The sequence below is a fragment of the Crossiella sp. S99.2 genome (assembly GCF_023094165.1).
Taxonomy (GTDB): Bacteria; Actinomycetota; Actinomycetes; order Mycobacteriales; family Pseudonocardiaceae; genus Crossiella.
On sequence record NZ_JALMDK010000001.1, the window covers coordinates 82,923 to 97,342 of the forward strand.

The following is a 14,420-nucleotide window of genomic DNA, read 5'->3' on the forward strand; positions in this document are numbered from 1 at the left end:
CTATCGAACGCGCGTTCGAATGTGCAGGCGCTGGCGGTCACACGATGGGGCAGTTTAGAGGTCGGCGGGACTGATCATCGTCATGCCCGCCGCCGTGCTGCGATGCATCTCCGGTAGCGCGGCGGCGGCCCCGGCCAGTCCGATAGTGCGGGTGATCAGCCGGTCTGGCCGCAGCTTTCCGCTGCTGACCAGGGCCATCATCTCCGGGTAGGCGTGCGCGGCCATGCCGTGGCTGCCCAGCAGGGCCAGTTCGTGTGCGATCACCCGGCCCATCGGCAGTGCGGTCGCGGCGCCGGGCAGCAGGCCGACCTGGACGTGTCGGCCGCGGCGGCGCAGGCCGTTGATCGAGTTGGCCGCGGTGGCCGGGTGGCCGAGGGCGTCCAGGGACAGGTGTGCGCCGCCGCCGGTCAGGGTGCGCACGGCCTCGGCGGTGTCCACGCCGGTGCCGTTGAGCACTGCCGCGGCGCCGAGTTCGGTGGCCAGGGACAGGGCTTCGTCGTTGAGGTCGATGGCGATCACCTGGGCGCCCGCGGCGGCGGCGATCATCACCGCGGACAGGCCGACGCCGCCGCAGCCGTGCACGGCCACCCACTCGCCGGCGCGGGCGCCGCCGATGTCGCGGACCGCGCGGAAGGAGGTGGCGAACCGGCAGCCGAGGGCGGCGGCGGTGTCGTAGGCCATGGTCTCGGGCAGGGCGACCAGGTTCACGTCGGCCTGGTGGATCCGCACGGCCTCGGCGTAGGAGCCCCAGTGGGTGAAGCCGGGCTGGGTCTGCGCGGAGCAGACCTGCTGGTCACCGGCCTGGCAGGACGGGCAGGAGCCGCAGGCGCTGATGAAGGGCACGGTCACCCGGTCGCCGGGCCGCCAGCGGCGCACGTCCGCGCCGACCTCGCGCACCACCCCGGCCAGTTCGTGCCCTGGCACGTGCGGGAACGTGCTGATGTCGTCGTCGTGGCCCATCCAGCCGTGCCAGTCGCTGCGGCACAACCCGGTGGACTCCACCGCGATCACCGCATCGGCCGGGCCGGGCACCGGATCGGGCAACTGCTCGACGGTCACCGGACCGCCGAAGGACTCGTAGGTCACTGCGCGCACGGGCGAAACATAACGCGGCTCTGCACAATGCGGTCGTGGGTATTCGAGAGGTCGATGAGTTCGGGCGGCGGTTGCGGGCCGAGTTGCCCGCCGCGACCAGGCTGGACCCGCAGACCCGCGCCGCCTACGGCTCGGACGCCTCCATCTACCGAGTGCTGCCGACCGCGGTGCTCGAACCCCGCGACCTGGACGAACTGGGCGCCGCGCTGGCCATCGCGCGCGAGCACGGCGTGCCGGTCACCAGCCGGGGCGGCGGGACCTCGGTGGCGGGCAACGCGATCGGCACCGGGCTGGTGGTCGACTTCTCCCGGCACCTCAACCGGGTGCTGGCCATCGACCCGGACGCGCGCACCGCGACCGTGCAGCCGGGGGTGGTGCTGGACGAGCTGCGCAGCCAGGCCGCCGGGCACGGGCTGACCTTCGGGCCGGATCCGTCCACCCAGTCCCGCTGCACGCTCGGCGGCATGATCGGCAACAACGCCTGCGGCCCGCACTCGGTGGCCTGGGGCACCACCGCCGAGGTGGTGCACCGGCTGGACCTGCTGCTCGCCGATGGCCGTTCGCTGACCGCAGGGCCGGGTGGCAGCGATGACGCGGAGCTGGACCGGCGGCTGATCTCGTTGCGGGACAAGCACTTGCGTGAACTCCGGCTGGAGCTGGGCCGGTTCCGCAGGCAGGTCTCCGGGTACAACCTGGCGGAGTTGTTGCCGGAGAAGGGTTTCCACCTGGCGCGGGCGCTGGTCGGGTCGGAGGGCACCTGTGCGGTGCTGACCGGTGCGACCGTGGCGCTCACCCCGCTGCCCGCGGCGAAGGTGTTGCTGGTGCTGGGTTTCGCCGATGTCTACACCGCCGCGGACCAGGCCCCGCTGCTGGCCGCGGCCGGTGCGCTGACCGTGGAGGGGATGGACGAGCAGCTCATCGCCGCGCTCGGCAGCGGGCCGGGAAGTGTTGCGGCGAAAGAACTCCCGCCCGGCCGGGCCTGGCTGTACTGCGAGGTCGCCGGGGCGGATCAGGCCGAGGCGGAAGCGCGGGCGGCGGAGCTGGCCGGGTTGGTCGAGGCCAGTGCATTGGTGGTCACCGACGCGCCGCGGACCGCGGCGCTGTGGCGGATTCGCAAGGACGGCGCGGGGATCGCGACCCGGATGGCCGACGGCGGCGAGGCATGGCCGGGCTGGGAGGACTCCGCGGTGCCGCCGGAACGCCTCGGCGGCTACCTGCGTGAACTGCACGCCCTGCTCGGCGCGCACGGCTACCGCGGCATCGCCTACGGCCACTTCGGCGAGGGCTGCCTGCACCTGCGCTGCGACTGGGATCTGCTGACGCCGCACGGGGTGTCCCGCTACCGCGAGCTCATCGAGGCCGCCGCCGACCTGGTGGTCGCGCACGGCGGCACCAGCTCCGGCGAACATGGTGACGGCCGGGCCCGCTCCGCCCTGCTGGCCCGCACCTACTCACCCGCGCTGCTGGCCGCCTTCGCCGGGTTCAAGCGGATCTTCGACCCGGACGGCCTGCTCAACCCGGGTGTGCTGGTCGCCCCGCGCCCGCTGGACGCGGACCTGCGGCCCGGCCACGACCGGATCGACCCGCCCGTCGTGCACGCCCTGCACGCCGACAACGGCTCCTTCGCGGCCGCGGTACGCCGCTGCGTCGGGGTGGGCAGCTGCCGCCAGGCCAGCGGCGCGATGTGCCCGTCGTACCAGGTCACCGGGGATGAACTGCATTCCACCAGGGGCCGGGCCAGGGTGCTCGGGGAAATGCTGCGCGGTGAACTGCTCGACCCGGACGCCACCGCGGTGCACGCGGCGCTGGACCTGTGCCTGTCCTGCAAGGCGTGTAAGCACGAGTGCCCGGTGCAGGTGGACATGGCCACCTACAAGGCCGAGTTCCTGCACCACCACTACCGGCGGAAACTACGGCCGCGGGCGCACTACACGCTGGGCTGGCTGCCGCTGCTGGCCCGGCTGGCCCGCCCGGCGCCCGGTCTGGCCAACGCGCTCACCGCCCGCCCGGCCGCGCGCAGACTGGCCGGGCTCGAACCCCGCCGCGACCCGGTCTCCTTCGCTCGCACCAGTTTCCGCTCCTGGTGGCGGCGGCGCGGCGGACCTCGGGGCACCGGCACCCCGGTGTTGCTGTGGCCGGACACCTTCACCAACTTCATCCAGCCGGAGATCGGCATCGCCGCGGTCGAGGTGCTGGAGGCGCTGGGCTACCGGGTGGAACTGCCGCGCGGGCCGGTCTGCTGCGGGCTGACCTGGCATTCCACCGGGCAGCTGGACACGGCCCGCCGGGTGCTGCGCCGCTCGGTCCGCGCGCTCGCGGGAGACCGGCTGGTCATCGGGCTGGAACCGTCCTGCACCGTGCTGCTGCGCGAGGACGCCGCCGAACTGGTGCCCGAGGCGGCCGGACTGAGCACGCGGGTGCGAACGCTGGCCGAGCTGGTCGCCGCGCACGAGGGCGACTGGCCGTTCGCGCGGTTGGACGCCAAGGCGATCCGGCAGCCGCACTGCCACCAGCAGGCCACCTTCGGTGACGCCGCCGAGCAGGAAGTGTTGTCCCGCCTGGGGATCGAGGTCGACCAGGTGGACGCGGGCTGTTGCGGACTGGCCGGGAACTTCGGGTTCGAGCCTGGCCACTGGGACATCGCGCAGGCCTGCGCGGAACGCCAGCTCTACCCCAGGATCAGGGCCGCGCCGGCCAGCACGATGGTGCTGGCCGACGGGTTCTCCTGTCGAACCCAGGCCGGTCAGGGCACTGAGGTCACCGCGGAGCACACTGCGAGCGTGCTGCGCCGTGCACTCAGCCTTCCGGCATCTTCGAGGAGTGGTGGTTGATGATCACCCAGTGCCCGTTCCGCTTCTCGTAGACGAAGGTGTAGCGGGCATCGGTGGTGCTGCCGTTGGCGAAGGTGAACCGGTAGGTGCCGGTGTCCACCGCCGAGTGCGGGCCCTGGATGGTGATGATGCTCTGCAGGATGCGCCCGCGCGGCTTGTTCTCCAGGAAGTGGTTGAAGTAGTCCACGATCCCGGCGCGGTCGGTGCGCACCCGGTTGGACAGGGTGGGCAGCAGAACAGCGCCGTGTCCGTAGCGGTTGGCCACGGTCTGGCTATTTCCGGTGGCGATTGCGGCGTCCCAGGCGGTGAACTGCGCGGCAATCTCCTGCTTGCTGGGCAGATCCTGGACGCTCGCGGTCGATAAGGTCGCCGCACCGTCTGTCCCGGTCGCGCTTGCCGCGGCGCCACCGCCGAGGACAAGCCCGATGACCAGTGCGGATGCCGCGAGAACCCGGATACGTCCGTTTTGCGCATTTAGCACGAGAGTTCCTCCTCGTTGACGGCCGAGCGGGGAGACTTTGCGCCTGTTTCGGCTATTTCGCGAGGGCCTGCACAAGAATTCCAATGCGGATGTGACGCACATTACTTAGGTTACCTAAGGAAATTTGTTAGGGTGACTAAGTGCCTACTCGGTATATCAAGATCGATTCATTGGCGCGGGAACTCTGCCCGCTGGTGTTCCGGCTCTACTACGTGGTGCGCCGGGAGACTCCGCAGCATCAGCTCACCCTCACCCAGGCATCCGTGCTGGCCACACTGGCTGCCGACGGGGCGGCGCGGATGAGTGTGCTGGCCGAGCGGGAGGGCGTCCGGCTGCCGTCGATGACCGATGTGATCACCCGGCTGGAGCGACTGGGCCTGGCCCGCCGCGCGCCGGATCCGGCGGACCGCAGGGCGGTGCTGGCTGAGGTGACCGAGGACGGCGCGCGGCTGATCGCCGAACTGGTGCAGGCGCGCGAGGAGTTCCTTGGCCGCCGCCTGGCCGGGCTCGCCGCGGCCGATCAGGCCGCCATCGCCGCCGCTCTGCCCGCGTTGCGCCGCCTGCTGGCAGTCGACTGAACTTGGGGCAGCGGCCGGAACTCCAGTGGGCGTTCACTGTGTGCGAATCATGGCTGGTTAATCACTCACGGTGATGGTCTGTCCGGCGTATTTCACCGTTTTGCCCGCTAGTCAGGTTGCAAGCTGACAACAGAGCGTGGTTGTTTGTCTTCTGTTCACTTTCAGGTCTTCCCTGGCTCGCTTGACGGCCCTACGGTCACGCCGTTCCCAGACTGACGTCGTGGAGGTACGTGTGTCTCAAGGAGAGCAGGGTCGCCGTCTGCTGCCGCTGCTGCCCAACCATGCGGTTGGGCGCTCGTCGGTGACCTGCGAGTACCGATGTGGCAACGCGTGTGCGCACGAAGAACCGAACAACTCGGAGAATGAGTACTTCGGCGACATGGCCCGCAAGGCGATGTCCCGGCGGGGCATGTTGCGCGCGGGCGCCGTGCTGGCCATTGCGGGAGCGGGCGCCACCACGCTTGCCGGCACCGCGGCCGCCGACGTCAAGCTGGACCTGGGCGCCGGCCCGGTGGACGTCGACGTGGATCTCGACCTCGGCTTCGGCGGGGGCCGCCGCACCGCGGGGGTGAACTTCGAGCCGGTCGCACCCAACCGCGAGGACAAGATCGTCGTCCCCAAGGGCTACACCAGCGAGGTGCTGATCCGCTGGGGCGACCCGGTGCTGCCCGGCGCGCCCAAGTGGGACTTCGAGAAGCAGACCGCGGCCGCCCAGGCCGCGCAGTTCGGCTTCAACAACGACTACTGCGCCCTGGTGCCGATCCCCGGCTGCGATGACAAGTGGCTCATGGTGAGCAACCACGAGTACACCGCCGAGGAGTTCATGTTCCGCGGCTGGAACAAGGACAACCCGACCCGTGAGCAGGTGGAGATCGCCTGGGCCGCGCACGGCCAGTCCGTGGTGCTGGTCGAGCGCAACCGCCGCACCGGGCGGCTGGAAGCCAAGGTGGACAAGCAGTACAACCGCCGGATCACGCTGACCACGCCGTTCGAGGTGCGTGGCCCGGCCGCCGGTTCGCAGTACCTCAAGACCTCGGTCGACCCGACCGGCACCGTGGTGCTGGGCACCCAGAACAACTGCTCGGGCGGGCTCACCCCGTGGGGCACGATCCTGTCCGGCGAGGAGAACGTCAACCAGTACTTCGCCAACGCGGACAAGGTCACCGACCCGGTCGTGGCCGCGCGGCTGGCCCGCTACGGCTTCCCGAAGGGCACCAGCACCCGCAAGTGGGAGCGCTTCGACAAGCGCTTCGACCTGGCGCAGGAACCCAATGAGGCCAACCGGTTCGGCTACATCGTGGAGATCGACCCGTTCGAGCCGGACCAGCCGCCGATCAAGCACACCGCGCTCGGCCGGTTCAAGCACGAGGGCGCCAACGTGATCGTGGCCCGCGACGGCCGGGTGGTCGCGTACATGGGCGATGACGAGCGCTTCGACTACATGTACAAGTTCGTCACCGACGGCAAGATCAAGCACGGGCACAGCAAGCGCGCCCGCGAGCACAACAAGCGGCTGCTCGACTCGGGCACGCTCTACGTCGCCCGCTTCACCGGCGACAGCCCGGCCGCGGAGATCGACGGCTCCGGCAAGCTGCCCAGCGACGGCGAGTTCGACGGCACCGGCGAGTGGATCCCGCTGGCGCACAACAACAAGTCCTTCGTGCCCGGCTTCACCGCCGAGGAGGTCTACGTCTTCACCCGGCTGGCCGCGGACAAGGTTGGCGCGACCAAGATGGACCGGCCCGAGGACGTCGAGCCGAACCTGCGCAACCGCCGGATCTACGCCGCGCTGACCAACAACACCGACCGCGGCAAGGCGGGCAAGGAAGGCGCCACCGAGGTCGCGCCGCGCCTGGGCAACAAGAACGGCCAGGTGATCGAGATCGAGGAGCGGTTCTCCGACAACACCGCGACCCGGTTCAAGTGGAACCTGCTGCTGGTGTGCGGCGACCCGAAGGCCGCCGACACCTACTTCGGCGGGTACGACAAGACCAAGGTCAGCCCGATCTCCTGCCCGGACAACGTGGCCTTCGACGGCTACGGCAACCTGTGGATCTCCACCGACGGCAACGCGCTGGGCTCCAACGACGGCCTGTTCGCCACCCCGCTGGAGGGCAGGGAACGCGGGCACGTCCGCCAGTTCCTGACCGTGCCGATCGGCGCGGAGACCTGCGGCCCGATCATCGAAGAGCGGTTCGTGCTGGTCTCGGTGCAGCACCCGGGTGAGGTGGACGGCGCCACCGTGGAGAAGCCGGCCTCGCACTGGCCGGACGGCGGCACCAGCCAGCCGCGGCCGTCCGTGGTCGCGGTCTACAAGACCAACGGCGGCCGCATCGGCAGCTGATCCACCCCGCTGCTCAGCGGTGCTCGTTGCCTCTCCGCAAGGCGAGCACGAGCACCGCTGACATCAGCATCGCCGCGCCGACCAGCCACAACCCGGTGCGCTGACTGCCGGTGGCATCGGCCAGCGCGCCGGTGACGTAGGGCGCGACGAACCCGGACAGGTTGCCCAGCGAGTTGATCAACCCGATCGCGCCGGCCGCCGCGGCGCCGGAGAGGAACGTGGTGGGCAGCGCCCAGAAGGTGGGCATCGCGGCCAGCACCCCGCAGGCGCACACGGTCACCGCGATCATCGCGGCCAGTGGATTGCCCAGGTAGAGCGCGATCGGGATGGCCAAGCCGCCCAGCAGCGCGGGCAGTGCCACGTGCCAGGTGCGTTCCCTGGTCCGGTCGCCGTGCCTGCCCCACCAGATCATCACCGCCGCGCCGATGGCGTAGGGCACCGCGTTGATCAGGCCGCGCTCCACCACGGTGTAGGCGGTGCCGAACTGCGCCTCGAAGCCCTTGATGATGGTGGGCAGGAAGAAGCCGAGCGCGTAGAGCCCGTAGACGATGCCGAAGTAGACCAGCGCCAGGGCCAGGATCCGCGGCGAGGTGAGCGCCTTGCGCAGGGTCCAGCCGTGCTTGGCCTCGGTGGCCTTCTCCTCCGCCGCGAGTTCCGCGGTCAGCCAGGCCCGCTCCTCGTCGGAGAGCCACTTGGCGTCGGCCGGCCGGTCGGTGAGGAAGAACCAGGTCACCCCGGCCAGCAGGATCGCCGGGATGCCCTCGGCCAGGAACATGAACCGCCAGCCGGACAGCCCGAACACGCCGTCCCCGTAGCTGATCAGCAGGCTGGACACGGTGGCCCCGATCGCGCTGGAGACCGCCACCGCGGCCATGAACTGCGCGACCACCTTCGCCCGCTGGTAGGCCGGGAACCAGTAGGTCAGGTACAGGATGATGCCGGGGAAGAACCCGGCCTCGGCCACCCCGAGCAGGAACCGCAGCACGGACAGCGTGGTCGCGTTGGGCACGAAGGCCATCGCGGTCGCGATGATGCCCCAGCTGATCATGATCCGGGCGATCCACCGCCGGGCCCCGAACCGGTGCAGGGCCAGGTTGCTGGGCACCTCCAGCAGCAGATATCCCACGAAGAATATGCCGGAGGCGAAGCCGAACGCCTTCTGGTCCATGCCCAGCTCGGCGGTCAGCCCGTTGGGTCCGGCAAACCCGATGTTGACCCGGTCCAGGTAGTTGATGAAGTACAGCAACCCCAGGAACGGGACCAACCGCCAGGTGACCTTGCGCATGACCCGGTCCCGCAACGCGACGGTGTCCATCCCGGGTTCCTAACCCTTCGACCGGCTACGGTCAACTCCATGACCTCCCGCCCCCGCGCCCTGGTGACCGGCGCCTCCCGCGGCATCGGCAAGGCCATCGCCCAGGCCCTGGCCCCCACCCACGACCTGCTGCTGGGTGGCCGGGACCAGGCCGCGCTGTCCGAACTGGCCACCGAACTGGGCAACGCCCTGCCCTGGCCGCTGGACCTGGCCGACTCCGACGCGCTCACCGCGGCCACCGCCGAGATCGACCGGCTGGACCTGCTGGTGCACAGCGCGGGCGTGGCCGAACTGGGCGCCGTGGCCGACACCCCGGCCAAGGTCTGGCGGGAGACCTACGAGATCAACGTGGTCGCGGTGGCCGAGCTGACCCGGGTGCTGCTGCCCGCCCTGCGCCGGGCCCGCGGCACCGTGGTGCTGATCAACTCCGGCGCCGGCCTGCGCGCCAACCCCGGCTGGGGCGCCTACGCCGCCAGCAAATTCGCCCTGCGCGCCCTGGGTGACGCGCTGCGCGCCGAGGAGGAGCCGCACGGCGTCCGGGTGACCTCGGTGCACCCCGGCCGCACCGCCACCGACATGCAGCGTGGCATCCGCTCCGCCGAGGGCGGCGACTTCCAGCCGGAGGCCTACCTGCGGCCGGAATCGGTGGCCAGCGCCGTGCTCATGGCCGCGACCGCGAGCCCGGACGCCCACCTCACCGAGATCGTCATCCGCCCGGCGGCCCGCTAGCTGATCCGCTCCGCGATCCGGCGCACCTGCGCCTGTGCCTTCCCCCGGTCCACCCGGGTCGGCTCGTGCCCGCTGACCACCTGCTCACCGGCCACCCACACCTCCGTCACCTGACTCGCCGCCGAGGACCACACCAGGTTCGACAGCAGCTGCACGTCCGGCGCGGAGGTGCCCAGCGGGAAGGCCGGGCTGTCCACGTCCACGTGCACCACATCGGCCCACCGCCCGGCCTCCAGCGCGCCGATGTCGGCGCGGCCGATGGCCGCGGCGCCCTCGCGGGTGGCCATCAGCAGGGCCTGCGGGGCGGTCAGCGCGGCCGCGTCGCCCGAGTCCAGGCGGGCGAACAGGGCGGCCTGGCGGACCTCGTCCCAGATGTCCAGGTCGTCGTTGCTGGCCGGGCCGTCGGTGCCCAGGCCGACCCGCAGGTTGCCCGCGCGCATGTCCAGCAGGCGGGCGGTGCCGGAGGCGAGTTTGGCGTTGGAGTTGGGGCAGTGCGCGACCGCGACGTCGTGCCGCTTGAAGATGTCCAGGTCGGTGTCGGACAGGTGCACCGCGTGCGCGGCCAGCACCCGGCCGCCGAGGGCGCCGATCTTCTCCAGCAGCTGGGGCACCGAGCCGTGCTCGGCGCGCACCGCGATGTCCTCCTGCAGGGCTTCGGCCACGTGGATGTGCATCAGCGCGCCGCGATCGCGGGAGAGCTGGGCGACCTCGGCGATGATCTCCGGGGTCAGTGTGTACGCCGAATGCGGGCCGTAACCCAGTTCGATCCGGTCAGCAGGGCCGAAGCGCAGGCCGTCGGCGTCGATCCAGCGGGTGGTGTGGCCGGTCAGCTCCTGCCAGCTGCCGAGGCGCTCCAGGCCGGGGGCGTTGATGATGCCCGGGGTGAGCAGCACCCTGGCGCCGGTGTCCAGCACCGCCTCGACGATGTGCTCGCCGTGGAAGAACATCTCCACGCTGGTGGTCACGCCTGCCCGCAGCATCTCGATCGAGCCGAGCAGCATGCCGTCGTAGGAGTCCCGCGGGATCATCCGGCCCTCGGCAGGCCAGATCGCCTCGGTCAGCCAGCGCATCAGCGGCAGGTCACCGCCCAGTCCGCGCAGCGGCATCATCGGGGTGTGCGCGTGCGTGTTGATCAGGCCCGGGAGCAGGATGCCGGTCAGCTCCCGGACCTGGGCGCCCTCGGGCAGCGGGGGCGCGGCCGCGATCGGTCCACAGTGGACGATCCGGCCGGCCGCGTCGATGTCGACGACGGCGTCCCGCAGCACCGAGCAAGCGGTGTCACAGGGCAGGACTACGGGGGCCTTCAGGCGCATCGGCACGGGCATGCACGGATCCTGCCAAATCCGGCTCGGCCGGTGGCGTGGGCCTGGGGTGGTCCAGCACACAGCGCAGCCCGGCGAACAGGTCGTGCCAGGCCCGCTGATCGCGGCGGAACACCGGGGCCAGCAGCAACAGGGTGAACGCGGCCAGCCCGCCGAGGCCGATCAGGATCAGCGTCTCCCGCTCCGGCAGGCCGAGCTGGGCGGCCAGGTCGTACCGCTCATGCAACCTGATCACCACCGCGCCGACCACGGCCGCCAGCACGGAGAGCACGAACAGCATCCCGGCCGGGCCGAAGATCTCCCGCAGCAGCACCCTGCCCAGCGGCGCGGGACCGCCGTCCGCCCGGCGCACCTTGAACCGCAGCAACCGGCCTGCCGGGGTGTAGCCCTGGTCCAGCACCGGCAACACGATCCGGACCAGCAGGTAGCAGACGAAGCTCAGGAAGGCCGGTTCGTAGCCGGTGAAGGCGTACAGCACGATCGCCAGCAGACCGGCCGCGATCATGTCCAGCCCGTAGCCCGCCACCTGCCGCGGCAGGCTCGCCGAATCGGCCAGCGCCCGGGTTTCCGCCGCGGGCAGCAGCTTCGGCACGATCAGCGCGGCCGGGGCGATCAGCCCGCCGAGCGCGGCGCCGAGGGTGTTGGCCATCAGGTCGTCGATGTCGAAGAGCCGGTACGGGCACGGGTAGATGCCGAGATTGCCGGTGACCTGGATGATCTCGATCAGCAGCGAGGCGCCGAACCCGATCGCCACCACCCACCGCCTGCGCAGCCCGTGCACCCGGCGCAGCAGCACGCCCAGCGGCACGAACAGCGCCACATTGAACACGAAGCCCAGCATGGACTTGGAGGTCAGCGCGGCCAGGAGACCGGAGCGGTTGTGCTTGACCAGTTCGGTCTGGATGTCGCTGACGAACTGGAATGGCACGAACTGGGTGCTCTGCCTGCCGGTGCACACGCTGTCGATCGGCGGGAACGGCATGAACACCAGCGCCAGCAGCACCAGCCCGTACAACAGCGTCGCGTACAGCACGAACGACCGGCGCGGGTCGACCCGGCCGAACCGGACGTAGTGGAAGGCCACCACCGGTATCAGCAGCGCGAGGCCGATGATCAGGAAGTAGAACAGGCCGGTCTGGATGTTCTGCACGTACAGCTGAGGCACAGCGGAATTCTGTGGCCTGGCGCGATGATCCAGATCGGCTTATCGGCCAGTGCCACTCAGCATTCTGGCCGATTCACCCAGTAGGGGTCAGGCGACGAACGTCGTCAGGGTCTTCGATCCGCTCGTGCCCGATCGGCTCCACCGGCCGCCGCCGCACCCGCACCGCCTTGGTGCCGGAGATCCGCTCCGGCCAGCCGAGCTGGTCGCGGCGGAACATCGGCGACACCAGCGCGCCGTAGGCCAGCACCAGGCCGAGCACCGCGCACAGCGCCAGCGCGGTGAGCACCCGCAGGTTGTCCGACCAGTCACCGGTGAGCACCGGCGCGATCAGCACGAAACACCACAGCCCCGGCAGTTCCAGCGCCTCCCGCCCGGCCACCCGCAGCAGCCCGGCGGGCGAGCCGTCGCCGCGGCGCACCCGGTAGCCCAGCAGGTAACCACCCGGCGTCCAGCCGCGGGTCAGCCACGGCACGACCACCCTGGTCAGCAGCACCGGGGCCAGCGCGACCAGCGCGCCGCCGCCGGTGGTCAGGAAGAACATGCCGCTGAGCAGCAGGTCCACCGCGAGCGCGGCCAGCTTGCGCGGCACCCCGACGGTGTCCGGGAAGACCGGCACGGCGGGCGCCAGCTTCGGCAGCACGATCACCAGCGGGGCGAGGGCGAAACCGAGCAGTGTGCCGCCGGTGTTGGCGATCAGGTCGTCCACATCGAAGAGCCGGTAGGCACACGGGTACAGGCCCCAGTTGCCGGTGAGCTGGGTCAGCTCGAAGGCCATCGACACGCCGAACCCGGCCGCCGCGGTGGTGCCGAGGCCCTTGCCGAAGGCCCGGCGCAGGAACACGCCCAGCGGCGCGAACAGCGCGATGTTGAAGGCGAAGCTGAGCATGGACTTGGAGGTCAGCCCGGCCAGCAGCCCGGACCGATTGTGCTTGGCCAGCTCGGCCTGGATGTCGCTGAGGAACTGGAACGGGGTGAACTGGGTGGTCTGCTGCACTCCGGTGCACACCTTGACCGGGTCCGGGAAAGGCAGGAACACCAACGAGATCGCGATCGCGGCGTAGGCCAGGAAGGCGTAGAGCACCAGCGCCCGGCGCGGCTCCAACCTGCCGTAGCGGCGGTAGTGCACCGCGGCCATCGGCAGCAGCAGCGCGAAACCGATGCCCAGGAACAGCAGCAGGCCGGTGCGGACGGAGCCGAGGTAGGTCGCGATCACACGGTCAATGCTCGGGAAAATCGCGCCCCGCCCCATCGACCGCGCAGCCCGGACCGCTCGGCCGAAGAGTCCGTCCCGGGCAGCTCCGGATCGGCCGGATGGCCGAGGGCTCAGACCGAGTCGAGCCGTTTCCGCAGCGCTGCGAGCCGGCCACCTGGCGGAGTGGGCGGCTGGGAGAACTTGGCCGGACCGCCGACCCGGGCCCGCTGCACCGCCCCGGTGTCCACCCGGAAGGCGGGCCGCCCGCCACTGGGCCGCTGCCGGGAGCGCAGCCAGGCCAGCCGGTGCTGGGCCTCGCTGTGGTGGTCGGTGATGGTGACCTCGGCGGCGTCGAAGGAGTGCAGCACCGCGCGGTTGAGTTCCAGGGTGGCCCGGTCCCGCCACAGCGTGCGCTCGGAGCCGGTGTCCAGCCCCAGCCGGTCGGCGACCTCGCCGGCCATGGCGTACGCGCCCTCGTCGGCCAGTGCCCTGGTGCCGATCTCCGCGCCGACGAAGAAGGAGTTGAACGGCGCGGCCGGGTAGCTGATGCCGCCGATGGACAGCCGCATGTTGCTGATCACCGGCACCGCGTGCCAGCGCAGGCCCAGCTCGCCGAACCAGGCCAGCTCGGGATGGGTCAGCGGCACCTCCAGCACCGCTTCCCTCGGCACCGTGAACAGCTTCGCGCCCTCGTCCGCGGTCTCCACCACCAGCGGCAGCAGGTCGAACCGGCCCGGCCGGGCCGGGGTCCGGTAGCCGAGCGCGCGCATCGAGTCGGTGAACTCGGCGTAGCGCGGATCGCCGGTGACCGAGCCGTCCTCGCCGCGGTGCCCGGCGTAGCGGACCAGCTGCTCGTTCCAGATGCACGGGCCGGGCCGGTCCGGGGTGTCCGGGGCGAACACGGTGACCAGCGGGCGGATCGCGCCTTCGTTGGTGGCCTGGCGCAGGTGGTCGAAGCATTCCGCGGCCACCGCGGCCGGCCTGCGCACCCCGCGCAGATCGCGCACCTTCAGCCGTCGCCACGGCATGCCGCTGGTGCACCAGCCGGAGTCCCGCAGCGCCACCCTGGCGCCGTAGGCCAGCTCCGCCGCGGTGTGCCGGTAGGTGCCGCTCTTGCCGACCTCCGCGCGGACCTCGGCCAGGCGCTGGCTCAGCGGTCCGGCGCCGGAGTGCGAGTCATGGAACATGCGGAGGAACTCCTCCGCGGCCATGAGATCGACCTGGGCGGCCGGGGGGCTAGCAGCCGCCGGCACGAAGCTGATCACCTGGGTGTCGACTACGGTCACGGGTCGGTAACGTAGTTCGTGAACCCGGTCACGCGTCACTGCCGTACGGGGCATGAAGTACCGCAGCTTTGCTCACCCGATC

The 14,420-nt window shown here is 71.0% G+C and carries 11 protein-coding genes; 4 read left to right on the forward strand and 7 right to left on the reverse strand.

The features are described from left to right. Positions 1-54: 54 nt before the first annotated feature. A complete protein-coding gene (locus MZC64_RS00345; RefSeq protein WP_247755076.1) occupies positions 55-1,095 on the reverse strand; it encodes a zinc-dependent alcohol dehydrogenase family protein in 1,041 nt (346 codons plus the stop codon). A 35-nt stretch (positions 1,096-1,130) separates the two neighbouring features. Between MZC64_RS00345 and MZC64_RS00350 the strand changes: the two genes are divergently transcribed. Then, positions 1,131-3,926: an FAD-binding and (Fe-S)-binding domain-containing protein gene (locus tag MZC64_RS00350; protein WP_247755077.1), complete on the forward strand. Its 2,796-nt coding sequence runs from the start codon at positions 1,131-1,133 to the stop codon at positions 3,924-3,926. Here the strand turns inward: MZC64_RS00350 and MZC64_RS00355 are convergent. Next, on the reverse strand, positions 3,892-4,407 hold the full coding sequence (locus tag MZC64_RS00355) for an SgcJ/EcaC family oxidoreductase (RefSeq protein WP_247755078.1): 516 nt from the start codon (positions 4,405-4,407) through the stop codon (positions 3,892-3,894). The genes MZC64_RS00350 and MZC64_RS00355 overlap by 35 nt on opposite strands. 140 nt (positions 4,408-4,547) lie before the next feature. On the opposite strand from MZC64_RS00355, the gene MZC64_RS00360 reads away from it, so the two are divergent. Further along, positions 4,548-4,985: a MarR family transcriptional regulator gene (locus tag MZC64_RS00360; protein WP_247755079.1), complete on the forward strand. Its 438-nt coding sequence runs from the start codon at positions 4,548-4,550 to the stop codon at positions 4,983-4,985. Between the two features lie 220 nt (positions 4,986-5,205). Then, positions 5,206-7,329, forward strand: a complete 2,124-nt coding sequence (locus MZC64_RS00365) for a PhoX family phosphatase (RefSeq protein ID WP_247755080.1) — start codon at positions 5,206-5,208, stop codon at positions 7,327-7,329. A gap of 13 nt (positions 7,330-7,342) precedes the next feature. On the opposite strand, the gene MZC64_RS00370 is transcribed toward MZC64_RS00365, so the two are convergent. Then, a complete protein-coding gene (locus MZC64_RS00370; RefSeq protein ID WP_247755081.1) occupies positions 7,343-8,644 on the reverse strand; it encodes an MFS transporter in 1,302 nt (433 codons plus the stop codon). A gap of 39 nt (positions 8,645-8,683) precedes the next feature. Between MZC64_RS00370 and MZC64_RS00375 the strand changes: the two genes are divergently transcribed. Next, positions 8,684-9,373 carry an SDR family oxidoreductase gene (locus tag MZC64_RS00375; protein ID WP_247755082.1) on the forward strand — a complete coding sequence of 230 codons (690 nt, stop codon included), beginning with the start codon at positions 8,684-8,686 and terminating at the stop codon, positions 9,371-9,373. Here the strand turns inward: MZC64_RS00375 and MZC64_RS00380 are convergent. The 4 genes from MZC64_RS00380 to MZC64_RS00395 all read right to left on the reverse strand — a co-directional run bounded on the left by MZC64_RS00380 (position 9,370) and on the right by MZC64_RS00395 (position 14,338). Then, positions 9,370-10,692: an amidohydrolase gene (locus MZC64_RS00380; RefSeq protein ID WP_247756172.1), complete on the reverse strand. Its 1,323-nt coding sequence runs from the start codon at positions 10,690-10,692 to the stop codon at positions 9,370-9,372. The two genes, MZC64_RS00375 and MZC64_RS00380, sit on opposite strands and share 4 nt — an antisense overlap. Further along, positions 10,652-11,860, reverse strand: a complete 1,209-nt coding sequence (locus tag MZC64_RS00385; protein ID WP_247755083.1) for a VanZ family protein — start codon at positions 11,858-11,860, stop codon at positions 10,652-10,654. The genes MZC64_RS00380 and MZC64_RS00385 overlap by 41 nt, the downstream gene beginning before the upstream one ends. A 73-nt stretch (positions 11,861-11,933) precedes the next feature. Next, positions 11,934-13,073: a VanZ family protein gene (locus MZC64_RS00390; RefSeq protein WP_247755084.1), complete on the reverse strand. Its 1,140-nt coding sequence runs from the start codon at positions 13,071-13,073 to the stop codon at positions 11,934-11,936. A 110-nt stretch (positions 13,074-13,183) separates the two neighbouring features. Beyond that, positions 13,184-14,338, reverse strand: coding sequence for a nitric oxide synthase oxygenase (locus MZC64_RS00395; protein ID WP_247755085.1), 1,155 nt, complete (start codon positions 14,336-14,338; stop codon positions 13,184-13,186). Between the last annotated feature and the right edge of the window lie 82 nt (positions 14,339-14,420).

Coding starts and splice junctions, on each gene's coding strand:
- MZC64_RS00370 (WP_247755081.1), bottom strand. CDS start 8,644: ATGGACACCGTCGCGTTGCGGGACCGGGTCATGCGCAAGGTCACCTGG.
- MZC64_RS00375 (WP_247755082.1), top strand. CDS start 8,684: ATGACCTCCCGCCCCCGCGCCCTGGTGACCGGCGCCTCCCGCGGCATC.